26 protein-coding genes are annotated in these 22,993 nt (G+C 67.3%); 19 read left to right on the plus strand and 7 right to left on the minus strand.

Translation table 11 applies throughout. The features are described 5' to 3' along the window. Positions 1-6 precede the first annotated feature (6 nt). The 13 genes from ACTIEZ_RS08945 to fliD are packed head-to-tail and all read left to right on the plus strand — an operon-like array spanning position 7 to position 10,488. On the plus strand, positions 7-594 hold the full coding sequence (locus ACTIEZ_RS08945; protein WP_439546326.1) for a FliH/SctL family protein: 588 nt from the start codon (positions 7-9) through the stop codon (positions 592-594). Beyond that, on the plus strand, positions 591-1,931 hold the full coding sequence (locus ACTIEZ_RS08950; RefSeq protein ID WP_439546327.1) for a FliI/YscN family ATPase: 1,341 nt from the start codon (positions 591-593) through the stop codon (positions 1,929-1,931). Before ACTIEZ_RS08945 ends, ACTIEZ_RS08950 begins: the two co-directional genes overlap by 4 nt. Beyond that, positions 1,928-2,266 (plus strand): hypothetical protein, encoded by a 339-nt coding sequence (locus tag ACTIEZ_RS08955; RefSeq protein ID WP_439546328.1) that lies wholly within the window; start codon positions 1,928-1,930, stop codon positions 2,264-2,266. Before ACTIEZ_RS08950 ends, ACTIEZ_RS08955 begins: the two co-directional genes overlap by 4 nt. Then, positions 2,260-4,566 (plus strand): hypothetical protein, encoded by a 2,307-nt coding sequence (locus ACTIEZ_RS08960; protein WP_439546329.1) that lies wholly within the window; start codon positions 2,260-2,262, stop codon positions 4,564-4,566. The genes ACTIEZ_RS08955 and ACTIEZ_RS08960 overlap by 7 nt, the downstream gene beginning before the upstream one ends. 11 nt (positions 4,567-4,577) lie before the next feature. After that, positions 4,578-5,087: a flagellar basal body-associated FliL family protein gene (locus tag ACTIEZ_RS08965; protein WP_439546330.1), complete on the plus strand. Its 510-nt coding sequence runs from the start codon at positions 4,578-4,580 to the stop codon at positions 5,085-5,087. Then, positions 5,084-5,815, plus strand: a complete 732-nt coding sequence (locus ACTIEZ_RS08970) for a hypothetical protein (protein ID WP_439546331.1) — start codon at positions 5,084-5,086, stop codon at positions 5,813-5,815. Before ACTIEZ_RS08965 ends, ACTIEZ_RS08970 begins: the two co-directional genes overlap by 4 nt. Then, the gene (locus ACTIEZ_RS08975) at positions 5,812-6,111 is read left to right on the plus strand and encodes a FliM/FliN family flagellar motor switch protein (protein WP_439546332.1); all 300 of its coding nucleotides are present in this window, start codon (positions 5,812-5,814) and stop codon (positions 6,109-6,111) included. Before ACTIEZ_RS08970 ends, ACTIEZ_RS08975 begins: the two co-directional genes overlap by 4 nt. Beyond that, complete coding sequence (locus ACTIEZ_RS08980; RefSeq protein WP_439546333.1) at positions 6,108-6,320, plus strand: flagellar biosynthetic protein FliO; 213 nt, start codon at positions 6,108-6,110, stop codon at positions 6,318-6,320. Before ACTIEZ_RS08975 ends, ACTIEZ_RS08980 begins: the two co-directional genes overlap by 4 nt. Beyond that, positions 6,317-6,970 carry a flagellar type III secretion system pore protein FliP gene (gene fliP, locus ACTIEZ_RS08985; protein ID WP_439546334.1) on the plus strand — a complete coding sequence of 218 codons (654 nt, stop codon included), beginning with the start codon at positions 6,317-6,319 and terminating at the stop codon, positions 6,968-6,970. The genes ACTIEZ_RS08980 and fliP overlap by 4 nt, the downstream gene beginning before the upstream one ends. Beyond that, positions 6,967-7,257, plus strand: coding sequence for a flagellar biosynthetic protein FliQ (locus ACTIEZ_RS08990; RefSeq protein WP_439546335.1), 291 nt, complete (start codon positions 6,967-6,969; stop codon positions 7,255-7,257). The genes fliP and ACTIEZ_RS08990 overlap by 4 nt, the downstream gene beginning before the upstream one ends. Continuing rightward, complete coding sequence (locus ACTIEZ_RS08995) at positions 7,254-7,970, plus strand: flagellar biosynthetic protein FliR (protein WP_439546336.1); 717 nt, start codon at positions 7,254-7,256, stop codon at positions 7,968-7,970. Before ACTIEZ_RS08990 ends, ACTIEZ_RS08995 begins: the two co-directional genes overlap by 4 nt. Further along, positions 7,970-9,073 carry an EscU/YscU/HrcU family type III secretion system export apparatus switch protein gene (locus ACTIEZ_RS09000; RefSeq protein ID WP_439546337.1) on the plus strand — a complete coding sequence of 368 codons (1,104 nt, stop codon included), beginning with the start codon at positions 7,970-7,972 and terminating at the stop codon, positions 9,071-9,073. Before ACTIEZ_RS08995 ends, ACTIEZ_RS09000 begins: the two co-directional genes overlap by 1 nt. Positions 9,074-9,081: 8 nt before the next feature. Next, the gene (gene fliD, locus ACTIEZ_RS09005) at positions 9,082-10,488 is read left to right on the plus strand and encodes a flagellar filament capping protein FliD (RefSeq protein WP_439546338.1); all 1,407 of its coding nucleotides are present in this window, start codon (positions 9,082-9,084) and stop codon (positions 10,486-10,488) included. Here the strand turns inward: fliD and ACTIEZ_RS09010 are convergent. Continuing rightward, positions 10,485-11,546: a sigma-54 interaction domain-containing protein gene (locus tag ACTIEZ_RS09010; protein ID WP_439546339.1), complete on the minus strand. Its 1,062-nt coding sequence runs from the start codon at positions 11,544-11,546 to the stop codon at positions 10,485-10,487. The genes fliD and ACTIEZ_RS09010 overlap by 4 nt on opposite strands. A gap of 169 nt (positions 11,547-11,715) precedes the next feature. Here ACTIEZ_RS09010 and ACTIEZ_RS09015 point away from each other — a divergent pair, with 169 nt between their 5' ends. Then, positions 11,716-12,474 carry a hypothetical protein gene (locus tag ACTIEZ_RS09015; RefSeq protein ID WP_439546340.1) on the plus strand — a complete coding sequence of 253 codons (759 nt, stop codon included), beginning with the start codon at positions 11,716-11,718 and terminating at the stop codon, positions 12,472-12,474. On the opposite strand, the gene ACTIEZ_RS09020 is transcribed toward ACTIEZ_RS09015, so the two are convergent. Both ACTIEZ_RS09020 and ACTIEZ_RS09025 read right to left on the minus strand, forming a co-directional pair. Continuing rightward, positions 12,440-13,450, minus strand: a complete 1,011-nt coding sequence (locus tag ACTIEZ_RS09020; protein ID WP_439546341.1) for an alpha/beta fold hydrolase — start codon at positions 13,448-13,450, stop codon at positions 12,440-12,442. The two genes, ACTIEZ_RS09015 and ACTIEZ_RS09020, sit on opposite strands and share 35 nt — an antisense overlap. Beyond that, positions 13,450-14,835, minus strand: coding sequence for a cytochrome P450 (locus ACTIEZ_RS09025; RefSeq protein ID WP_439546342.1), 1,386 nt, complete (start codon positions 14,833-14,835; stop codon positions 13,450-13,452). Before ACTIEZ_RS09025 ends, ACTIEZ_RS09020 begins: the two co-directional genes overlap by 1 nt. A 158-nt stretch (positions 14,836-14,993) precedes the next feature. Between ACTIEZ_RS09025 and crtY the strand changes: the two genes are divergently transcribed. The 3 genes from crtY (at position 14,994) to ACTIEZ_RS09040 (ending at position 18,773) form a co-directional block, all read left to right on the plus strand. Continuing rightward, on the plus strand, positions 14,994-16,160 hold the full coding sequence (gene crtY / locus ACTIEZ_RS09030) for a lycopene beta-cyclase CrtY (RefSeq protein WP_439546343.1): 1,167 nt from the start codon (positions 14,994-14,996) through the stop codon (positions 16,158-16,160). Next, positions 16,157-17,650, plus strand: a complete 1,494-nt coding sequence (locus ACTIEZ_RS09035; protein ID WP_439546344.1) for a phytoene desaturase — start codon at positions 16,157-16,159, stop codon at positions 17,648-17,650. Before crtY ends, ACTIEZ_RS09035 begins: the two co-directional genes overlap by 4 nt. Before the next feature lie 190 nt (positions 17,651-17,840). Then, the gene (locus ACTIEZ_RS09040) at positions 17,841-18,773 is read left to right on the plus strand and encodes a phytoene/squalene synthase family protein (RefSeq protein ID WP_439546345.1); all 933 of its coding nucleotides are present in this window, start codon (positions 17,841-17,843) and stop codon (positions 18,771-18,773) included. 68 nt (positions 18,774-18,841) lie between these two features. Here ACTIEZ_RS09040 and ACTIEZ_RS09045 read toward each other — a convergent pair whose 3' ends face one another. Next, positions 18,842-19,435: a sterol desaturase family protein gene (locus ACTIEZ_RS09045; protein WP_439546346.1), complete on the minus strand. Its 594-nt coding sequence runs from the start codon at positions 19,433-19,435 to the stop codon at positions 18,842-18,844. A 75-nt stretch (positions 19,436-19,510) separates the two neighbouring features. Between ACTIEZ_RS09045 and ACTIEZ_RS09050 the strand changes: the two genes are divergently transcribed. Together ACTIEZ_RS09050 and ACTIEZ_RS09055 are read left to right on the plus strand one after the other, a co-directional pair. After that, on the plus strand, positions 19,511-19,819 hold the full coding sequence (locus ACTIEZ_RS09050; RefSeq protein ID WP_439546347.1) for a hypothetical protein: 309 nt from the start codon (positions 19,511-19,513) through the stop codon (positions 19,817-19,819). Beyond that, positions 19,809-20,132: an excalibur calcium-binding domain-containing protein gene (locus ACTIEZ_RS09055; RefSeq protein WP_439546348.1), complete on the plus strand. Its 324-nt coding sequence runs from the start codon at positions 19,809-19,811 to the stop codon at positions 20,130-20,132. The genes ACTIEZ_RS09050 and ACTIEZ_RS09055 overlap by 11 nt, the downstream gene beginning before the upstream one ends. Here ACTIEZ_RS09055 and ACTIEZ_RS09060 read toward each other — a convergent pair whose 3' ends face one another. Genes ACTIEZ_RS09060 through uvrB form a run of 3 tightly spaced genes read right to left on the minus strand, consistent with a single transcriptional unit; the run spans position 20,133 to position 22,969 of the window. After that, entirely contained in the window at positions 20,133-20,450 is a 318-nt protein-coding gene (locus ACTIEZ_RS09060; protein ID WP_439546349.1) for a HigA family addiction module antitoxin, read from the minus strand. Beyond that, positions 20,425-20,706 carry a type II toxin-antitoxin system RelE/ParE family toxin gene (locus ACTIEZ_RS09065; RefSeq protein WP_439546350.1) on the minus strand — a complete coding sequence of 94 codons (282 nt, stop codon included), beginning with the start codon at positions 20,704-20,706 and terminating at the stop codon, positions 20,425-20,427. The genes ACTIEZ_RS09060 and ACTIEZ_RS09065 overlap by 26 nt, the downstream gene beginning before the upstream one ends. 58 nt (positions 20,707-20,764) lie before the next feature. Further along, positions 20,765-22,969, minus strand: a complete 2,205-nt coding sequence (gene uvrB / locus ACTIEZ_RS09070; RefSeq protein WP_439546351.1) for an excinuclease ABC subunit UvrB — start codon at positions 22,967-22,969, stop codon at positions 20,765-20,767. Between the last annotated feature and the right edge of the window lie 24 nt (positions 22,970-22,993).

Genomic DNA, 22,993 nt, shown 5'->3' on the forward strand with positions numbered 1-22,993 from the left:
CCCCGCATGTCTGCCCTGCTTGGGGCACCGGCACCCGCTGCCGGGCTGGCGCGCCTGCTGGCCAGCCTCAACCCGCCGCCGGAACCCGAACCGGCGCCGGAACCGGCCATCGATCTTGCAGCGCTGCTCACCGAAGCGCGCGCCGAAGGTGAGGCCGCCGGACGCACCGCCGGCGAAGCGCAGGGCAGGGCCGCCGCCGAAGCGGCATTGGCCCCGCTGAAAAGCGCGCTAACCGTAGCAGCCGATGCGGCCCGCGCCGCCTGCGCTATCGATGAGGAGGCGCTGCGGCCGTTGCTGATCGGGCTGGTGCAGGCCGTCGCGCAAACCGTGCTGATGGCCGAACTCACCGCTGGCCGCCGCGCATTGGCCCCGCTGGTCGCGGCTGCACTCGCCGAAGTTGCCGAATCGGCCTTGCCCACCTTGACCGCCCACCCTGACACGCTGGCGTTGATCAACGCCGATCTGCCGCCCGGCCTCATCACGCGCCCCGACCCCGCGCTGCCGCCTGGCCATGTCGCCGTGGCTGGCCCGGATTATCGCATCGAAGCCGGCCTCGCCGAGCGGCTGGCGCGCATCATTGCGGTGCTGCCATGACCGCGCGGCACCCCCGGCCCGGCCCGGCAACTGCGGCCCTCGCTGCCATGATCAACGGCTTCCGCCTGCCCGATCTGACCGTACGGCGCGGCGGCGTCGTGGTCGCCGCCGATGGCGCCATCATCGAAGCGCTGGGCATCCACGGCGCCATCGGCAGCCGCGTGACGGTGGGCGCCGCAGGGGCTGCGGCCGAAATCATCGGCTTCCGCGATGGCCGCGCGCTGCTGATGGGCCTGGCGCCGCTGGCCGGCATCACGCCTGGCACGTTGGTGCTGCCCGATCCCCATGGCAGCGCCATCCCGGTCGGCGCTGCGCTGCTCGGCCGGGTGATCGATGGGTTGGGCCAGCCGCTCGACGGGTTGGGCCTGCCCGTCACCACCGCGCTGGTGCCGGCCAGCCCGAAGCCGCTGCCGCCGCACGCCCGCGCCCGCGTCACGCAGCCGCTGCCCACCGGTGTCCGCGCGCTCGATGCACTGCTCAGCTTCGGCCAGGGCCAGCGCATCGGCATCATGGCCGGGACGGGTGTGGGCAAATCGGTGCTGCTCGGCCAGATCACGCGTTGGGCACAGGCCGATGTCGTGGTGGTCGCGCTGATCGGCGAACGCAGCCGCGAAATCAGCGACTTCATCGAAACCGAACTCAATGGCCCGGCCCGCCACCGCACCGTCACCATCGCGGTGCCAGCGTCGGACGCGATGCTGTGCCGGGTGCGCGGCGCGCAGCGGGCCTTTGCCATCGCCGAATGGTTCCGCAGCCAGGGGCAACAGGTGCTGCTCATCCTCGACAGCCTTTCGCGGGTCGTCCACGGCGCGCGCGAAGTGGCGCTGGCGCGCGGCGAGCCGGCCGGCGCGCGCGGCTTTCCGCCATCGTCGCTGCAACTGATCGCCGATCTCGCCGAGCGCGCCGGCGGGGATCGGGCCAGCGGCGGCGCCATCACGCTGGTGGCGACCGTGCTCGCCGAAAGCGATGACCGTGCCGATCCGGTGGTCGATGCCGCACGCGGCGTGATGGATGGCCATGTGCTGCTGTCGCGGCGCCTGGCCGGGCGCGGGCAGTTCCCGGCCATCGATCTGGTCAACAGCGCCAGCCGGGTGATGATCGATATCGCCGCGCCCCCGCACGAAGCCGCCGCGCGCAGCTTCCGCCGCATGGTGGCGCTGGCCGAGGAAAATCGCGATCTGGTGCTGATGGGTGCCTATGCCCCCGGCGCCGATCCGGAGCTGGACATGGCGCTGGCGCTGCAACCGGCGCTGGCGGCATTCATGATGCAGGCCCGCGATGTGGCGACCGACTGGCAAGACAGCATCGCCACCCTGATCGAACTGGTGGCACCATGAGCGCCATCGATCGCCTGATCCGCGTCCGCCGCATTCGTGAACGCCTGGCGCTGGCCGATCTGGCGCGGGCGCAAGGGCAGGCGGCGGCCGATGCTGCGCTGCTGGACCGTGTGCGCGGGCTGGTTGGCGGGCAGGCCGATGGTGTGCTCGCTGCCGCTGCCCGCTCGGCACGCGCCCGCATCGATGGCCAGTTGCAGGATATCGCCGCCGATGTCGCGCTGCGCCGCGACCGCTCCGCCGCCATCCGCGACGACGCCGGCCGGCAATTGGCCGCCGCCCGCGCCGCCGTCGATGCCGCCATCGCCCGCCGCGCCGAACAGGAGGGATCATGCTGAACCTGGGACCCACGCAGCCGCTGCTGCCCGGCGCGCTGCCGATCCTGACGCCGCCAACCAGCGTTGACGGCACGCCGCCGCTGGCCTTGCCCGTCGTGGCGCCGGCCCTTGACCTGCCGATCCTGGCTGCAGCGCCCGCCGTCGCGCCACCGCCCGCCCAGGATTTCGCCAGCGTCCTGGCAGCCACACCATCAGCGCAGCCATCGTCGCCGGAACAGGCCGTAGTCTTCGAACCCGATGGCGAGGCAGTCGACGCCGCGCTGGTCGTGCTGCCGCACCCCTGGGCGCTGATCCTGGTCCCCGAACTGGCCAATCTGCCCGCCCCGGCCCACGACACCGCGCCAGCCGGCGATGATCCGATACCGCTGCAGACATCGGCGCAAGCCGGTGCGCCCGCGGCCACCATCCGGCCGTCGGCAAGCCGCATGGCCGCCCTGTCGTCCGATCCGGCGCGACCGCCCATGCTGCCGGTGCTGCCGCCAATGCTGCCGGCTGCCGCCGCAGGCACGCGCGCAACCGCAACGCCACGACCAACGCCAGCACGATCATTGCCAGTATCGGCGATCGAGGCCGTGCAAGCCTCCGTCGTGATGGCCCCGCTGGCGACGTCGGCAGCATCGCCAATGGTCTCGCCAGCGGCGCAGCAGGATGGCGCGCCTGGCAGCACAGCGCCGAAGCTGTGGCCAACCCGTCCTGAAGCAACGTTGCCTGCACAAAAGATTGCCGGCGCAAGCCCCGTCGCGCATCGCCCCGTCGCCCATGGGCTTTCGGCAGCGCAAGGCGATACGGCCGTCAGACCGCGCGGGTGGCAGGCCAGCGTGCCGGCCGTGGCGCCTGGCCCCATGACGCCGGCTGCACCCGCAGCGCCAGCCGCCCAGATCCGGGTTGCGGCCGCCCCGGCCTTTGCGCCGCCGCCGGCGGATGCTGATGCGATACCGCACCCAGCGCCACCAGCCCGACCCACGCCGCTTCCCGCCGCGCCCGCTGCACTGGTTGCGCCCGGCCCGGTGCTGCCGCCCGCCGCAGGGCCACGGGCCACCCATCATGACCCGGCGGCCGCACCCGCCGATTGGCCACTGCCCGCCCGCATCGCCCGGCTGCGCGCCACGATGGCACCGGCGCTTCCGGCCGCCGGGCAGTCTGTCCCGCCGCCGGTCGCAACAGCCGGGCCAACCGCGCCGCCAGACCGGCCCTCACCACCGCCCGTGATCTCCGCCGCGCCCCCTGTGGTCAGCCTCCGCTCAGCATCGTCCGCGCCAGCGATGCCCATGCCATCTCAGCCTGCGCCGCCAGTCCAGCCAGAGGCGGCTGCCCCGCTTGCTCCGCCTGCGCAGCAAGCGCCCCCGCCCGTGGCGGCAGCACCCTGGCCGACGCAGCCAGCGCTTTTGCCGGCGCAGCAACCACAGCCGGCGCAGCGAGCATCATCGACGGAGCCGGCACTCCTGCCAGCCCAGCAAACACCACCGGCCCAGCAAACACCACCGGCCCAGCAAACACCACCAGCCCAGCAAACACCACCGGCCCAGCCAGCACCCTTGCCGGCGCAACAAGTACAGCCGGCGCTGGAAGCCCCCCCGCCGGCCCCGCAACCACAGCCGGCGCCGCAAACACCCGCGCTGGCGGCCGCCATTCCCACCCCGCCGCTGCCTGCTCCAGCGCCGGTGGCCGAGCGGACGACACCGCTGCGCGCCGTGCCCAGCCGGCCGCTTGCCGACCGCCAGCCGCTGCACCCGGCAAGGCCAGAACCCATTGACGTCGAAGCGCTGGCCCCGCCCGCCGCGATGCCAGCGTTGGATACCCCGCAGTCCACAACTGCGCCGCCGCCCGCCCCGGCCAGCCCGGCAGCGCCCGCCGCCGCCCCCGCCCCCGCCGCCGCCCCCGTCACGCCGCCGCCGCCGTCAGCCCCGGCCCTGCCGCCCGCAGCGCCCTTGCCCGAACCCACGCTCGCCATCGTGTCGGATCGGCTGGGCGATGTGCGCGTCTCCCTGTCGGGCAGTCTCGATCGGCTGGAGGTCACCCTGTCCGCCGCGCCCACAGCCGCGCCGATCCTGGCCAGCGAAGCGCCGCGGCTGGTGCAGGATCTCGCCGCCGCCGGCGTCGCGCTGGCCAGCTATGCCATCAACGGCCAGCGCGCCGATCTCGCCGCCGAAGCGGGCGGCAGCTTTGCCAGCACTGGCAGCCAGCACCCGCCCGGCCACAACGGCAGCGGCAGCCAGCAGCAGCATGGCCAGTCGCCGCAGCCGCCGGAACCCGCCCGCCGCAGCCGCCGCACCCTCCCAGCCCCTGACCGTTTTGCCTGAAGGATCCGACCATGGCCGATGCCAAGCCTGACAAGCCCGCCAAGCCCAAGCGCAACCTGATGGGCATAGTCGTGCCCGTGTTGGCCTTCGTGGCCGGGGCCGGCGCTGGCGGTGCCGGCGCAGCGATTGCCGTGTTGCAGTTTGCCGGTGGCAATGCCGGCCACGCACCCGCCGGCCATGCCGAGGTCGCTGCCTTGCCCGCCGGGCCGCTGGAATATGTCGAGATCGACAATGCCTTCACCAGCAACCTCGCCGATTCGGGGCGCTATCTGCAGGTCAAATTGTCGATCTCCACCTTCGGCGGTGAAGACGCCGTGGCCGAAATCGCCAAGCACAAGCCGGCCGTCATTTCGGCCGTGCTGGCCGCCTTGGGCGAAGTGCGCGACGCCGATATCGAGACTGTCCAGGCCAAGGACGCGCTGCGCGCCCGCCTGAAAGACGTGATCAACGCCGCCCTGAAGGCCAAGGGCCAGCCCGGCATCGTTGAAGAAGTCTTCTTCACCTCGCTGGTCGTGCAATGAGCCAATTGCTGATCCGCACCGAAGCGCCGACGCCGGACATGTTTGTCGATGATTGGCGGCCACGATCGGCGCAGGCGCCGCGCGACGACGGCGACGACACGCCGTTTGAGCCGCTGCTGCTGGCGCTGGAGGCGGAACTTGCCAATATGCTGGGCCTGCGCGTTGCCGTGCACCCCGGTCGCGGCATCCCGCCCGGCGCGCCCGATGTGGCGCTGGATCTGGGCGGTCTGCTCGCCACCATCCGGCTGGGCGGCGATCCGGGCCGCGCTCTGCCGCACCTGACCGGCATCACCACCGCGCGCCATGCCCGCCAGATCGGCGAAGCGCTGCTGCCGGTCGCGCACCGTTTGTGGCCGGCCGGCAGTCGGCGTCCGGCGCTGGTGGTCGATGTGATCGTGTCGCTGGCCGATGGTGGCAGCGTGGTCGGCAGCATCCGCTTGCCGGCGCCGGCCGAACCGGTGCCGCTGGTGCCGCCGCGCGCATTGGGTGCTGCCGCCTTCGATCTGCCGCTGCGCCTTTGCGTACGGCTGGCCGATGAGGTGGTGCCGCTCAGCCGGCTGCTGCCGCTGCAGCCGGGCCTGGTGGTCGGCTTCAACATCTGCCCCGACATGCCGGTGCTGCTCGGTGATCACCGCGTCGCCTTCGCCGCACTGTCGCCGCTGCCCGATGGCCGCCAGCAGGCCAGCATCACGTCCCTCGATCTCAATCCGACAGGAGAACGCGCATGAGCATCGATCCCGGCAATCTGCACGGCCAGCCCACCGAAGCCCCCGCCGATGTCGCCCGATTGGGGGCGTTCGGTGCCATCAGCGTGCGGCTGGCCATCGAGGTTGGCGGCATCCGCCTGAAACTCGCCGATGTGCTTGGGCTGGCGCCGGGCCAGGTGCATGTGCTCGATCGCCGTGTCGATCAGCCGGTGGATGTGCTGATTTCCGATCGGCTGGTGGCGCGCGGCGAGATTGTCTCGGTGGGCGACAAGTTCGGCGTGCGGCTGACCGAAGTGCTGCCGGGCAGCGGGCTGTGACCGCACTTGCGCTCGCCGCCGACTGGTTCGGCGGGCTGAAACGCCGCGCCGCCAATTTGTCGTTTCCTGCCCGCCATGCCCAGGTCGTACAGGCGCTGCAGATCGGCCCCGGCGCGCGGCTGCTGGTGGTGGAGTTCGGCGGCCGCCGCCTGCTGATCGGCCAGTCGCGCGCTGGCCTGGCGACGCTGGGTGAAGAGCCGACGCCGTGAACGAGGTGCTGAACCTGCCGCCGCTGTCGGCGTCTTTGCAGATCCTGCTGCTGATGTCGGCGCTCACGCTGCTGCCGGCCGCGCTGCTGATGATGACCGCCTTCACCCGCATCGCCATCGTGCTTGCCATACTGCGCCAGGCGCTGGGGCTGGGGCAGAGCCCGCCCAACCAGTTGCTGGTCGGCACCGCGCTGCTGCTCACCCTGTTTGTAATGAAGCCGCAGCTTGACCGGATTTACGATGGCGCCTGGGCGCCGATGGTGGCGGGCAGCCTGCCGGCCGAACAGGCCCTCGCCCGTGCCGGCGCCGAGCTGAAGGGCTTCATGCTCACCCAGACCCGCAAGCAGGACATCACCCGCTTCGCCGAAATCGCCGGCGGCGGGCCATATGCGAACGCCGCTGATATCCCGCTGGTGGTGGTGATGCCGGCCTTCGTCGCCAGCGAGCTGAAAACCGCGCTCGAAATCGGCCTCGTCATCTATCTGCCGTTCCTGGTCATCGATCTGATCGTCGCCTCGATCCTGCTGGCGATGGGCATGATGATGGTCTCGCCGGCCACTGTATCCTTGCCGGTGAAGATCGCGCTGTTCGTGATGGTCGATGGCTGGACCCTGGTATTGGGCGCGCTCGCCAAGAGCTTCGGCACATGAACGGCATCGCACCCCAACCGGATGATGTGATGCTCGCCGATCTGGCGCGCGAGGCCGTGCTGCTGTTCGCTGGCAGCGCCGCCTTGTTCCTGGTGCCGCTGCTGGTGGTCGCGGTGCTGGTCGGCCTCATCCAGACGATTTTTTCGGTGCAGGAAAGCAGCATCAGCTTCCTGCCCAAGCTGGCGGCGCTGGTGCTGGTGATCATCATCGCCGGCGAAGCCACCATGCTGGCGCTCGCCGATTTCCTCACCCACGGCCTGATCGACATGGTCGGAGCCATCAGGTGAATTTCACGCTGCCGGTCTTCGATGCGGTGCCGTGGTTCGTGCAGTTCACGCTGGCTGCTGTGCGCCCGCTGGCCTGCGTGGCGCTGCTGCCGCCGCTGGCCGGTGCATCGCTGCCGTGGCGGGCGCGGCTGGCGCTGGTGGCGGCGTGCGCGCTGTTCGGCGGCTTTCGCCCCGGCGCGCCGTTGCTGTCGGGCCTGATGATCCCGGGTGAAATATTGGCCGGACTGGTGGCGGGCTTGGGGCTGGCGCTGGCGTTCGGCGCGGCGACGCTGGCCGGTGAAATGCTGGCGCAGATGGTGGGCCTGGGCTTTGCCAATCTGGGCCCGATGGGCGGCAATGCCGGCGCGCTGTCGGGCCTGTTCACCACGCTGGCCTGGGTGGCACTGCTGGTGGGGGACATGCATCTCGATCTGTTCCTGGCGCTGGCCACTGGCGTGGGGCAACCCGTCGCCGACATGGGCCTGGGCGGGGTGGCGGCGCATGGCGGCCTGATGTTCCTGTGGGGGCTGAAGGTGGCGCTGCCGCTGCTGGCGGTGATGTTGCTGGCGCAAGGGCTGGTGGCGATCGCCAGCCGCGCCGCACCACAATTGTCGGCGATGGCGGTGGGGCCGGCGGCGCTGCTGGTGGCGTTCGTGCTGCTGTTGCCGCTGCTGGTCGATCATCTGCTCGGGCGGCTTAGCCAAGCCTTGGCCAGCGGATTGGGCCTGCTCTGATGGCCGGCGACAAGACCGAAAAGCCCACCCCACGCCGCCGCGAAAAGGCGCTGGAGGACGGCAATGTCTTCGCGCCCAAGGAAGTCGGCGCCGCCGGCAGCCTGGCGGTGGCCAGCCTGTTCCTGGCGCTGGCTGGCCCGGCGCTGTGGGCGGATCTGGCGGGCTTTCTGGCCGACAGCCTCAGCGATGCCGCCAGCGGCAATGTCGCCGCCCTGCTGCGCCGACTGCCGCTGCTGTGGCCGCTGGCGCTGTTCGCGGCCGTGGCGGTGACGGGCTTCGGCTTGGCCATGGCGACCACGCGCCACGTGGCGGCGAAACTGGCGGCACCGAAATTCGCGCGCCTGTCGCCGCTGCAGGGCCTGAAACGCATCTTCGGCTGGCAGGGCTTGCAGGGCGCCGCCACGGCGCTGCTGAAACTGGGCGGCATGGCCGTGCTGGCCTGGGCGCTGCTGGCGCCGCAACTGCCGATGCTGGCCGCCATCGAGGAAGGCGGCCTGCCGGCCATCGGCGCTGCGCTGCTGCGGCTGGCGCTGGCGGCAACGCTGTTGATGATCGTGGTGGCGCTGGCCGACGCCGGCTTTGCCTGGTGGCAGCGCGAGCAGAAATTGCTGATGACCCGCGAGGAGGTGAAGCGCGAATCCCGCGAAAATGACGGCGCGCCCGAACTGAAGGCCGCCGTGCGCCGCGCCCAGATGGCCGCCGCGCAGGGGCGGATGCAAAAAGGGGTCGCGGAGGCTGCGGTGGTCGTCGTCAACCCCGTCCACTTCGCGGTGGCGCTGCGTTACCGCGCCGGCGTCGATGAAGCGCCGGTGGTGGTCGAGAAAGGCCGGCTCGATATGGCCCACGCCCTGATCGCTGCCGCCCGCAGCGCCGGCGTGCCGATCATCCGCACGCCCAGATTGGCCCGCGCGCTGTTCTGGTCCGCCAAGCGCGGCCAGATGGTGCGGCCCGAACTCTTCCCGGCGGTGGCCACCATATTGGCCTTCGTCATGCGCTTCGATGATCCCGAAACCGAAGCCACGCCCGACGTGTTCGTGCCGCCGACCCTGGATTTCGATGAACATGGCCGGCCGCGCAAGGCCGGCGCGCCGCTGCCGTTGTAGGACGCACGATGGCCACCAACGCCCTTACTGCGCTCAACGCCGGCTCCGGACTGGACAGCCGCGCGCTGATCGATGGCCTCGTCGGCGTCGAACGCTCGTCGCGCAGCGAACCGATCACCCGCAAGCTCGACACGCTGAATGCGCGTATTTCCGCGCTCGGCCAGTTGCGCTCGGCGCTGAACGGTATCGCCAACTCGCTGGACACGCGGGTGCGGTCCGGCGAACTCGGCCTGCAACTTGCCAGCAGCGACAGCGCGATCGGCGTGGAGCGCATCGGCACCGGCCCCAGCGGCGCCGTGGCGTCGGGCGTCGCGGTCAACCGCCTCGCCACTGGCCAGCGCCTGACCAGCACGGCCCTGACCAGCGCCAGCGACGCGGTGGGGGAGGGGACGCTGACCATCCTCACCGGCCGCCGCACCCCCGATGGAGAAGGCAGCTTCAGCTTTGCCGCCGGCGCCGCGCCGTCGGTTAACATCACGATCACCCCCGACAACAACAGCCTGTCCGGCCTGGCCAGCGCGATCAACGCCAGCGGCGCCGGCATCACCGCCAGCATCATCGCCAGCCAAGGTAGCGCAACGCTGGTGCTGCGCGGGCAGGAAGGCGCCGACAACGCCTTCATCATCAGCGCCGCGCCAACTGGCGGTCCACCGGGCCTCGAACGCTTCAACCACACGCCCGGCGCTGAAACCCTGGTGCATGGCGAAACCGCGCAGGATGCCGAACTCGTGGTCGATGGCGTCGCCGTCACCCGCAGTTCCAACCGCATCGATGATCTGATCCCCGGCGCCCGGCTCAATCTGCGGCGCACGGCCAGCGGCGTTGCCATCACCGCGGCGCGCGACGGCCAGGCATTGTCCGGCGCGCTTGCCGATTTCGTCGGCACGCTGCAGGCGATGCGGCAATTGATCGGCGATTTCCGCCGCCCGTCGCAGGATGGCGAAGCCCCCGGCCCGCTCGCCACCGATCCCACCGCCCGCCTCCTCGATCAGCGGATCGTCCGGCTGGTGACAGCGGTGATCCCCGAAGCGAACGGGCTGCGCCTTGCCGATCTTGGCGTCAGCGTGGCGCGCGATGGCGGCATCAATGTCGATGCCGCGCGGCTGGCCAATCTGCCCGCAGCGCGCTTTGGCGACGCCGAAGCCCTGCTGCGCGAACTCACCGGCACGGCGCGCCCCGACAGGCCCAATCGCCTGCAGAGCATTGCCCAGATTGCCGGCACCGCCAGCGATGGCCTGGTCCGCCAGCGCGATGCCGCCACCCGCGATCTGGCACGCGTCGATATCCAGGTGGAGACAATGCGCACGCTGCTGACGCGCCAGTTCGCGGCGATGGACACGGCCGTGGCGCAATCGCGCGCCGTCGGCGCCCAACTCGATCAACTGATGGATAGCTGGTTCCGGGCGGAGCGCTAAGTCGCCCGCGCCTCGATATCGAAGCGCCGCATCTTTTCGATGAGGGTCGTGCGCTGCAACCCCAGCAGCCGGGCGGTGCGGGCGATGGTGCCGCCACTGATCGCCAGCGCCTCGCGGATATAGGCGCATTCCACATCGGCAAGCACCTGCCGCAGATCAATGCCGTCCGGCCCCAGGCCGCTGGGCAACGCCTGTGGGGCAGGGGCCACCGTGACCACCGCCACGGCGCGCGGTTCGGGCAGGCGCCGCGATGAGGTCAGCAGCCGGCCCAGGCTCTCGCGGCCGATGATGCCGCCGCTGTGGTGGATGCTGGCACGCTCGACGAAATTGCGCAGTTCGCGCACATTGCCCGGCCACGGCCAGGCCGCCAGCGCCGCCATCGCCGCCGGCGTGAAGCGCACATTCTGCTGACGCTGCGCCAGGAAATGCTCGACCAGCAACGGCACGTCTTCCGGGCGGTCCTGCAAGGGCGGCATGTCGATGTGGATCACATCCAGCCGGTACAGAAGATCGGCACGAAACCGCCCAGCAGCAATGGCCGCCTGCAGATCGACACTGGTCGCGGCCACCACCCGCACATCGACCAGGATCGGCAACATGCCGCCCACCCGTTCGATCACCCGTGTTTCCAGCGTGCGCAGCAACTTGGCCTGCATTGCGGCCGGCATGTCGCCGACTTCGTCCAGAAACAGGGTGCCGCCGTGCGCCGTTTCAAAGCGGCCGGCGCGGGCCTTCACGGCGCCGGTGAAGGCGCCCTGTTCATGGCCGAACAATTCGGATTCCATCAACTCGGCGGGAATGGCGGCACAATTGATCGCCACGAACGGTCGGGCGGCGCGGCGGCTTTTCTGGTGGAGCTTTTGCGCCACCACATCCTTGCCGCTGCCCGAGGGCCCGGTGATCAGCACCGAAGCATCGGCATCCGCAATCATCCGTATTTCTTCGCGAATGGCTGCGATCGCCGGGCTTACGCCTACCAATATTGCGAGTTGGGCTTCATTGGGGTGCAACACACGATCGGTTGCAGCACTGGTGGATTGTCTGGACTGACCGCGCATGTCGCAATCCTTAACGCAAAATCAACATCTGTTGCTATTCTGGAAATCTCTTGTTTGCAGCAACAAGCGTATCAATAAAGCTTAATGGCTTTTCTTCCAGAATGGATGCGACCACTATGATTGCGGGCGCACATGCCGCTTTGGCAGATCGAACCGGAACGGATTGCGAATGATTGAAACGCGCATCTTGCTGCTGGAAGGCGTGCCGCCGCCGGGCTTGCCAACAGCAGGTGCCGGTTGGCGGCTGGTGCCGGCGGGCGCTGATCCGCTGGCGGTGGCGGCCGATCTGGCGCTGGCGGGCGACGATTGCCCGCTGTCCGACCATGAACTGGATCGGCTGGCGCTGCCGCTGTTGGTGCACACCGCCGGCTCACCGCCGCCGCGTCTGCTGGATCGCGCCATCGGCTGGCTGCTGCCCGGTGACGACGTCAACGCGCTCGATCTGCTGGTCGCCGGCGAACGGCTGGGCGTGGCCGAGGTTTCCGCCACCGCCCAGCATATCGCCGCTTTGTCGGCCGACGCCCGCCGCATTGCCGAGGCGCTGGAGCATCTGGCGAAAAACGCCGACGCCGATCCCGGCATCCAGATCAGCGCGGCGCTGGTGCGGCGGCTGATCCGCCTGCGCCGCGACCGAGACCGGCATTTCCCGGCGGAAATCTTTGCCGATCCGGCGTGGGACATGCTGCTCGATCTGATGGCAGCGCGCATGGAGGGGATCGACGTGCCGGTCTCCAGCCTGTGCGTGGCGGCTGCCGTGCCGACCACCACGGCGCTGCGCTGGATCCGCGCCCTGTCCGAAGCCGGGCTGCTGGAACGGCGCATCGATATGGCCGACGCCCGGCGCAGCTTCGTCACCCTGTCCGACACGGCGCAGCTGGCCATGCAATCCTGGCTCAGGCGCTTTGCGACCCACTTTCAGCTGCGTTAGGCGCGGCCTTGCCCAGCAATTCCAGCACCGGCGCCAGGCTGCGATCGGGCGCTTCTTCCATCGGGATATGGCCGATGCCGTCCAGGATGGTGATGCGTGATCCAGGAATGGCCTTGCTGAACCAGGCGCCGACCGTCAGCGGGATGAAGCGGTCCTCGCGGCCCCAGATGATCAGCGTCGGCACCCGCAGCGTGTTCAGCTTGGCGGCGGCATTGTCGTCCGGCCCGGATTGGCCAAAGCGCTGCACGGTGGCGCGGCGATTGCCAGGAAACAGCAGCAACTCCCAATAACGGTCGATCATCGCTGGCGTGGCGATGGCCTGGTTGGCGATCGACTGCTTGAAACTGCTTTCGATCAGCGCCCGCGGCGTCACGGTCGCCATCACTTCCCGGATCACCGGAATCCGCGCCAGATTGAAACCGATCGGCGGCTTGCTGCCCTTGGGCCGCGGCATGCCGCTGGCATCCACCAGGATCAGCCCGGCCAGCCGGTCCGGATGCGCCACCGCATAGCGCCACGACACGCCGCCGCCCATGCTGTTGCCGCCCAGCACGAAGCGCTGCAGGCCAAGCCGGTCGACGAGCTTTTCAACCACCGCGACATAGGCCGCATTGGTATAAAGCCCCTCCCGCGTCGCGCCGGTCAGGCCATGCGCTGGCAGGTCGAGCGTGATCACCCGATACCCGCGCGCCGTCAGCCGCTCTGCCCACGGCTCCCAGGTGTGCAGCGAGGCGTTGGAGCCGTGCACCAGCACCACCGGGAACCCATCGCGCGGGCCTTCGTCGCGCATATGGATGGTGGTGCCCGGCTCCAGCTCGATGAATTGGCTGGCAGCGTTGGCATATTTGGCCTTCAGCGTTTCCGCCGGAATGTCGGGCGTGGCAAACACCGCCCAGGCCAGCGCCAGCAGCCCGGCGATCACCGCCAGGCCGATCAGCAAACGCTTGCCCCAACTGCGCCGCGTGCGTGCCGCCATCAAATCGTCTCGATGCGGACGGGCAGGCCATCCTTGGGCTTGGGGATCGGGAACATGGTGAAATCGCTCTCGACACTGCCCAGCGGCTTGTCGGCGATCACGCGATGGCCTTCCAGCAGCGCGAAAAAGAACATCTTCACCTGCATATAGGCGAAATGCTGGCCCAGGCACATGTGCGCACCACCGCCGAATGGCACCCAGGCATATTTGTGGCGGCCGCGGCTGTTTTCCGCGCTGAACCGCGTCGGATCGAAACGCTCCGGGTCCGGCCAATGTTCGGGCATGCGGTGGCTGACCATCTGGTTGACCCCGATATGGGTGCCGGCCGGGATGACATGATTCTGGAAGGTGAATTCCTTAAGCGCCCGGCGCGGCATCGACGGCACCGGCGGGATCAGCCGCAGCGCTTCCTTGAACACCTGCTCGGTCAATAACATCTCGCCGATATTGTCATAGCTCAGCGCGCCGTGGCGGGCGCGGATGCTGGCGATCTCTTCGCGCAGCTTGTCCTGCCATTCGGGATGCTTGGCCAGGCACCACAGCATCGAGGTGATCGACGATGTCGTGGTGTCATGGGCCGCCATCATCAGGAAATTCATGTGATCGATGATTTCCTGATTGGTCAGCAGTTCGCCATTCTCGTTGGTGGCGTTGCAGACCTGGGTGAAGATATCATCGCCTTGCTTGCCGCGCCGCTTGGGGATTTCCCGCCCGAAATAGTCACACATATAGGCCCGGCCATCGACGCCGCGCTTCATTGCAGTGAACGGCAGCGGCTTGCGGATCACCGCCACCGATGCCGCCACCATGTCGCAAAATGCCTTGTTGATGCGCTGCGCCTCCGGCCCCCACGGCACACCCAGAAAGCTGGTGGCGGCCAGATCGAGGGTGAGCGCCTTGATCGCCGGATAGGATTTGAACGACGTGCCGCGCGCCCACGTCGCCAGCCCACGCGCGATGCCATCATCCAGTTGCGCGAAATAATGGCGCATCGGCTCGGTCTTGAAGGCGACGGTCAGCGTCTTGCGGTGGATGCGATGCTCTTCGAAATCCATCAGCATCAGGCCGCGCGGGAACAGCAGTTCCAGGATTGGCGTCCAGCCCAGATCGTTGGAAAACAGCTTGTCGCGATTGAACAGCACCAGTTCATTGGCATCGGCGCCGATCAGGCTGACGCCCCAGCGGCCGATATCCTGCCGGCGAAACACGCTGCCATGCGCCTCCACCAGACTGCGGCTGGCGCCCAGCGGATTGGCAAGGAACTTCAGCGTGCGGAACAGCGGAAATCGCACCCGCTCCATACCGGGGATATGCTTCAGATCATCAAAGCCCGGATTGGGCAGATTGGCGGGGACGAACTCGCTGTTCGATACCGGGGCATTCATCGGCGCGCTCCTGGTGCATGACGCACGTGCGGAGCCGGGATACGCAAAGCTGCGGCACCGCGCAATGCGCACCGGTTCCCAGCGCCAAAGCGTCACGGATTGCGCCCCGGCCGCGCTGCCCCTTTCCCCGCCGCGCCATGCCGGCTAACAGCAGGCAAGTGAAGCCCGAATTTGATCTGGTGCTGGCCGGTGGTGGCCTGGCTAATGGCCTGATTGCGCTGCGCCTGGCGCAGCTGCGGCCCGATGTGCGCGTGGCCATCGTGGAGGCCGGGCCGTCGATCGGCGGTGATCATACCTGGTCGTCGTTCGGCCTCGATATCAACGCGGAACAGCGCCGCTGGACGCATCCGCTGTTTGCGCATCGCTGGGATTGTTATTCGGTGCGGTTCCCGCGCCATGCCCGCACCTTGGCGGTCGGTTATGGCACCAGCAATTCCGATCGCCTGGCAGCCGTCATCGCCGATGTCCTGCCGCCGGAGCGCATCATCACCAACATGCCGGTGGTGGCAATCAGCCCGACCGCCGTCACACTCGCCGATCAGCGCGTGCTCACCGCCAGCGGCGTGATCGACGGCCGCGGCCAGAAGAAAACCGATTCGCTCGATCTCAGGTGGCAGAAATTCCTCGGGCAAGAGGTGGAACTGGCCGAAGATCATGGCCTGACCGGCCCGATCATCATGGATGCCACCGTGCCGCAGCAGGATGGCTATCGCTTTGTCTACACGCTGCCGTTCGGGCCGCGCCATGTCCTGATCGAGGATACCTATTTCTCCGACGGCCGCGATCTGGCGCCCGAACTGCTGCGCCGCCACATTGCCGATTATGCCGTGCAGCAGGGCTGGACCATCAACCGTGTCATCCGCGAAGAGGCCGGCATCCTGCCGCTGGCCATCGGCGGCGACATCGCGAAATTCCTGGACGAAGGCACGCCCGGCGTCGCCCGCGTCGGGCTGGCTGCCGGCTTGTTCAATCCGGTCACCGGCTACAGCTTCCCCGATGCCGTGCGCATGGCCGATCTGATCGCGACCTTGCCGGATTTCGATGCCGCGACCGTCCACCGCGCTGCCCGTGATCATGCGATCCGGGTGTGGAACAGCCGGGGGATGTACCGCATCCTCAATCGCATGTTGTTCCTCGCCGCACAGGACGAGGAACGGCGCACGATCCTGGAACGATTTTACGAACATCCGGATGATCTGGTCGGCCGGCTTTATGCGGCCGACAATCACTGGAAGGACTGGCCAAAGGTGTTTTCCGGCCGGCCGCCCATCCCGCCGCTGCGGGCACTGGGCACGTTGGTCAAATATGAGCTGGGGTACAAGTGAGCACTGCAGCCGTGATCGGGTCGGGTTTCGGGGGCCTGGCCCTGGCCATTCGCCTGCAATCCGCCGGCATCCAGACCACCCTCATCGAAGCGCGCGATAAACCCGGCGGCCGCGCCTATGTGTTCGAAGAGGATGGCTTCAAGTTCGACGCCGGCCCGACGGTGATCACCGATCCGACCTGCCTCGAAGAATTGTTCGCGCTGTCGGGCCGCAAATTGTCCGATTATGTCGAACTGATCTCGGTTGCGCCCTTCTATCGCCTGCTGTGGGAAGACGGCACCGTGTTCGACTATTCGAACGACGAGCAATCGCTGTTCGCCGAAATCCACAAGCTGAATCCCAAGGATGTCGACGGCTACAAGAAGTTCCTCGAATTTTCCGACAATGTCTTCCGCGAAGGCTATCTGAAGCTCGGCCACGAGGCTTTCCTCGATTTCCGATCGATGTTGAAGGCGGCGCCGCAGATGATGCGCTATGAAGCCTTCCGGTCGGTTTATGCGATGGTCGCCCGTCATATCGAGGATGATCGCCTGCGCCAGGCCTTCAGCTTTCACACGCTGCTGGTGGGCGGCAATCCGTTCAAGACCAGCAGTATCTATGCTTTGATCCACGCGCTGGAGAAGAAATGGGGCGTCTGGTTCCCGCGCGGCGGCACCCACGCCCTGGTGCGCGGCATGGTGAAACTGTTCGAGGATATCGGCGGCCAGGTGCGCATGGGCAGCAAGGTGGAGGCGATCATGGCCGACAGCGGCCGGGTGACCGGCGTGCGCTGCGCCAACGGCTGGTCGGGTCGGTTTGATGCGGTGTGTTCGAACGGCGATGTCGTCAACACCTACAGGGAATTGCTGGGCAGTCATCCGCGCGGTATCGCGATGGCCGCCAGGATGATGCGGCGCAGCTTCTCACCGTCGCTGTTCGTCACCTATTTCGGCCTGAAGGGCACACGCCCGGATGTGAAACATCACACCATCCTGTTCGGCCATCGCTACAAGGCCCTGATGGACGAGATCTACAAGGGCGGCCAGTTGCCCGACGATTTCTCGCTCTATCTCCACCACCCGACCGCGACCGATCCGGACATGGCGCCCGCCGGCCACAGCGCCTTCTATGTGCTGTCCCCGGTGCCGCATCTCGGCAAGCTGAACATCGATTGGGAAAAGGCCGCGCCGCGCTATGCCGATGCCATCCTCGATGCGCTGGAACGCCGCTGCATCCCCAATCTGCGCCGCGATCTGGTGACGATGCGCACCTGGACGCCCAAGGATTTCGAAACCGTGCTCGGCGCCCACCACGGCAGCGCCTTCAGCCTGGAACCGGTGCTGTGGCAATCCGCCTATTTCCGCACCCACAACCGCGATGATGTGCTGTCCAACCTGTATTTCGTCGGTGCCGGCACGCATCCGGGCGCCGGCATCCCCGGTGTGGTCGGCAGTGCCAAGGCCACTGGCAAATTGATGGTCGAGGATCTGCTCGCGAAGAAGGCGGCCTGAATTCCTTCTCCCCTCCCGTTGAGCTGCGCTCGCCTTCGGCTAAGGGGAGGGGCCGGGGGTGGGGCCGTGCCGCCAGGCGCCATCCCACGCAACAACATTCCCCACCCCCAACCCCTTCCCCAAAGGGGAGGGGCGCGTTCGCAATTTACCCCGCTTGCGCCATGTTGCCCATGCGGGCAGGAAGTGACCCGTGTCTGATGTTCTTGCCAATGCCCGCGACGCCATCGCCCGCGGATCGAAAAGCTTTGCACTGGCCAGCCGCCTGTTCGACGCGCCGACCCGCGATCGCGCCATGCTGCTCTATGCCTGGTGCCGGCATACCGATGATGTGATCGACGGCCAGGTGCTGGGCGAAGGCCGCAACGATGATCGCCGCCCGCCCGCCGAACGCCTGGCCGAAGTGCATTGGCAAACCGAGCGCGCGCTGGCCGGCAATCCGGCGCCGGGCACCCCCTACGAAGCCCTGGCCCGCGTCGTGCAGGAAACCCAGATGCCGCCGCGCTACCCGCGCGACCTGATCCAGGGCTTCCGCATCGATATGGAGGCCCGGCCCTTCCTCACCTTCGATGATACGCTAACCTATTGCTATCATGTCGCTGGCTGTGTCGGCGTGATGATGGCCATCGTGATGGGCGTGAAGCCCGATGAGCGTGCGGTGCTGGTGCGGGCCTGCGATCTGGGCATGGCGTTTCAGCTCAACAATATCGCCCGTGATGTGGTGGAAGACGCGATGAACGGCCGCCGCTATATCCCCGATGATTGGCTGGCCAGCGTGCGGCTGGAGCCAGACAGTTTCGCCTACGCCCGCAACCGCCGGCAATTGTCGCGCCTGGTCGCCCGGCTGGTGTTCAAGGCCGAGGAGTATGAGGAATCCGCGCGTTTCGGCACGTCGGCGCTGGGCAACCGCGCCGCCTGGGCGGTGCTGGCCGCAGCGCGCATCTATGGCGGTATCGGCCGCAAGGTGCGCAAGCTGGAAATTGCCGGCCTGGAAAACCGCGTATCGACCACCAAGGCCGAAAAAGCCCGCGCGGTGTCCGCCGCCCTCGGTGAAATGCTGGTCCGCAAGCGCCGCTGGCCGATGCCGGGGCCAGAGCGCGAGGGCCTGTGGACAATGCCTGAGTAGAACCTTTGCTCCCCTCCCCTTCAGGGGAGGGGTCGGGGGTGGGGAATGTGCAACAGTGGGCGCCGCCGCTACCGCGCCCAATGCTCGGCGTTGTCGATCATCCCCATCTCGGCTTTCATCTTCGCCGACGCCCGGATCCGCCCGCGGCCATCGGCTTCCAATTGTGCTTTCAGCTTGCGGATCGGCGGCGCCCAGATGAAGCCGAAGCTCACGGTGCCGTGCTTGGTCTCCACCACATGATGCAGCCGGTGCGCCTGCACCACGCGCTTCATATAGCCCCATTGCGGGTTCCAGCGATGCTTGATGCGGCGATGCACCAGGATGTCGTGCAGGAAGAAATAGATGGCGCCATACATGGTGATGCCGGTCCCGATCGCGGTCAGCATGTGCAGGCCATAATGGGTGCCGATCATCAGCAGCACCATCGACGGAACGGCGCCCGCCACGCCGAACCAGTCGTTGCGCTCGAACTTGCCGACGCGCGGTTCATGGTGGGATTTGTGCAAGACCCACAGGAATCCGTGCATCACATATTTGTGCGACAGGATCGCCACCACCTCCATGACCGCCACCACCAGGAGGGCAATCAAGATGCCCTGCCACCAGTTGACATCGGCGAGCACGGGGTAGCGGCTGGAGAGCGAAGCGAGATACGCGAGCATGATTCACGCTGTAGCCAGAGCCCGCGCAATATGCATTAGGGATGTTGCCGCACCCGCCTTTCGAAAGCTTTTCCCATGCGCCTGGCTGGCCTTGCCCTCATCGTTTTGCCGCTGCTGCTCACTGCCTGCGCGACGCCGGCGCAGCGCATCGCCGGCAAGCTGACCGAACTCGGCGTGCCGCCCGGCCAGGCACAGTGCATGGGCGACCGGCTCGGCCAGCGCCTGTCTACTGGCCAGTTGCGCCGCCTGCAGGACATCGCCCGGCTGAACGGTGAGCGGCTGGAGCGCATGAGCATCCGCGAAATCGCCAATCGCCTGACCGACGATCGCGACCCGGCGCTGATCGCCGAATTCATCCGCGCCGGTATCGGCTGTGCGATCTGAACGGGTTCGGGGCGCGGCCCTGCTGATCCTGCTGCTGCTCGCGGCGTGCGACAGCACCGCCAAGCGCGAGACGCCCACCGAAGCCGAGCCCTACGCCGTGCTGGACAATCCGCCGGCCGATGAAACGCCGCTGCCGTTCGACGATGTCGCCCCCGAACCGCCCGCGCCGGAGGGCGGCGAACTCTATTTCCGCTATTGCCGCGAAGCCCGCGCCGCCGGCGTCGCCCCCATGTACCGCGGCGAACCCGGCTACGCCCCCCACCTGGATCGTGATGGTGACGGCATCGCCTGTGAGCCCTACAACGAGCGCTGATTAAGCGGCAGCCGTCTGCAACGGCGTAATGGCATCCAGCGCAGCACCAGCCGCGCGGCGGGCTTCGGCGAGATCAAACTGATTCTGCAAACGCAGGAAATAACCCGGCGAGAAACCGAAAAATCGGCCAAAGCGCAGATCGAATTCGGCATCGATGGCCTCTGCGCCGTTCAGTACGGCGTCGATACGGTCCGCCGCCAAGCCGGTCGCGCGTGCGACGTCTTCCGCTGATTGGCCCAGCGGTTCCAACAAGTCTTCGCGCAGCCCAAAACCCGGATGCGGGTTGGGCGATTCAATGATAGTCGGTGATCTCGACATCAAACGCATCCCCGTCACGCCACGCAAAACATACACGCCATTGCTTGCTGATGCGAACGCTATGTTGGCCCTTGCGGTCGCGTTGAAGGGCTTCAAGCTGGTTGCCAGGCGGTATGGCGAGGTCGTGTAGAAGAGCCGCGGCATCAATGCGGCGCAACATGACCAGCGCTCGTGCGAGGATGTCGGGCGGTAACCGTCTGACCTTTTCGCCGCGAAACAGTGCCGCCGTTTCCTTGTCGGCAAAGCCACGAATCATGGCCTCGTCTCCATATATCCATGATTGCATCGGCGTTGCCGCTGTAAATCACCAAGTCTTATCGCCCCGCACCGCGTCGTTTCCCGCTCATCCCCTTCTTCTGCATCTTGGAAAACCGCGTCGTCCGCGTTCCCGCCGCCCCGCCAGTCGCGCGCCCCTTCACCGGCGCCGTGCGCTGGTCTTGCGGCACGCCCAGTTCGTCCATTTCCAGCCGCCTGATCTGATCCCGGATGGCAGCGGCCGTCTCGAACTCCAGATCGGCGGCCGCCTTCTTCATCTGCTCTTCCAGATCGGCGATATAGGCCTTCAGATTATGACCGACGAGATGCTGGGTCTCGTCATCGCCGGTATCGACCACCAGCCCGTCCTTCATGCTCACATCGGCCAGCACATCGCCGATATTGCGCTTGATGGTGGTCGGCGTGATGCCGTGTTCGATATTATAGGCGGTCTGCTTGGCGCGGCGTCGATCGGTTTCGCCCATGGCGCGTTCCATGCTGCCGGTGATGCGATCGGCATAGAGGATCACGCGCCCCTCCACATTGCGCGCCGCCCGCCCGATGGTCTGAATGAGACTGGTCTCCGACCGCAAAAAGCCTTCCTTGTCGGCATCCAGGATCGCCACCAGCCCGCACTCGGGAATATCCAGCCCTTCGCGCAGCAGGTTGATGCCGACCAGCACGTCATATACCCCCAGCCGCAGATCACGGATCAGCTCGATGCGCTCCAGCGTTTCGACATCGCTGTGCATGTACCGCACGCGCAAACCTGCCTCATGCAGAAACTCGGTCAGATCCTCGGCCATGCGCTTGGTCAGCGTCGTCACCAGCGTGCGATAGCCTGCCGCGGCCACCTTCTTCGCCTCCTGGATCAGGTCTTCCACCTGATCCTCCACCGGCTTGATCTCCACCGGCGGATCGATCAGCCCGGTCGGCCGGATCACCTGCTCCACGAACACGCCGCCGGTCTTGTCCATCTCCCACGGGCCGGGGGTGGCGGACACGAAAAACGTCTGCGGCCGCATCGCCTCCCATTCCACGAACCGCAGCGGCCGATTGTCGATGCAGCTCGGCAGCCGGAATCCATATTCGGCCAGCGTCACCTTGCGGCGGTGATCGCCCTTGGCCATCGCGCCGATCTGCGGCACCGTCACATGGCTTTCATCGATGAACAGCAGCGCGTTTTCCGGCAGATATTCAAACAAGGTCGGCGGCGGCTCGCCAGGCAGGCGCCCGGTCAGAAACCGGCTGTAATTCTCGATCCCAGCGCAGCTACCGGTGGCGGCAATCATCTCCAGATCAAAATTGGTGCGCTGCTCCAGCCGCTGCGCCTCCAGCAACTTGCCTTCGGCGTTCAGCTCCTTCAGCCGCTCGTTCATCTCGTGGCGGATGGCTTCGGCCGCCTGTTTCAGTGTCGGCCCCGGTGTCACATAATGGCTGTTGGCATAGATCTTGATGCTCTCCAGCTTGGCCACCGTCTCGCCGGTCAACGGATCGAACTCGCTGATCGCCTCGATCTCGTCGCCAAAGAAACTGATCCGCCAGGCGCTGTCCTCATAATGCGACGGGAAAATCTCCAGACTGTCGCCGCGCACCCGGAAATTGCCGCGCGTGAAACTGAGGTCGCCACGCTTGTATTGCATCGCCACCAGCTTGCGGATCACCTCCTTCAAATCGGCCGATCCGCCCTTCTTCAGCGCAAAGGTCATCGCCGAATAGGTTTCCACTGAACCGATGCCGTACAGGCACGACACCGACGCAACGATGATCACATCATCGCGCTCTAGCAGCGCGCGGGTGGCGCTATGGCGCATCCGGTCGATGGCCTCGTTCACGCTCGATTCCTTCTCGATATAGGTATCGGTGCGCGCCACATAGGCTTCGGGCTGGTAATAATCGTAATAGGACACGAAATATTCGACGGCATTGTCCGGGAAGAAGCTCTTGAATTCCCCGTACAGTTGCGCCGCCAGGATCTTGTTCGGCGCCAATATCAGGGCAGGGCGCTGCACCGCCTCGATCACCTTGGCCATCGTGAAGGTCTTGCCCGAACCGGTGACGCCCAACAGCACCTGGTCGCGATTGCCGGCATTGGCCTCACTCACCAGTTCCTTGATGGCCGCCGGCTGATCACCGGCCGGCGTATATTCGGTCTTCAGCACGAACGGCCGCCCGCCTTCGGATTTCTCCGGCCGCGCCGGGCGGTGCGGGGTGAAATCGGGGTGGTCGGCTTCGGCAAGATTGGTGCGAATCTGAATGGCCATGGCTGCCACTATGCCGTGCGTGCG

It is taken from the genome of Sandarakinorhabdus sp., assembly GCF_051860625.1.
Taxonomy (GTDB): Bacteria; Pseudomonadota; Alphaproteobacteria; order Sphingomonadales; family Sphingomonadaceae; genus Sandarakinorhabdus.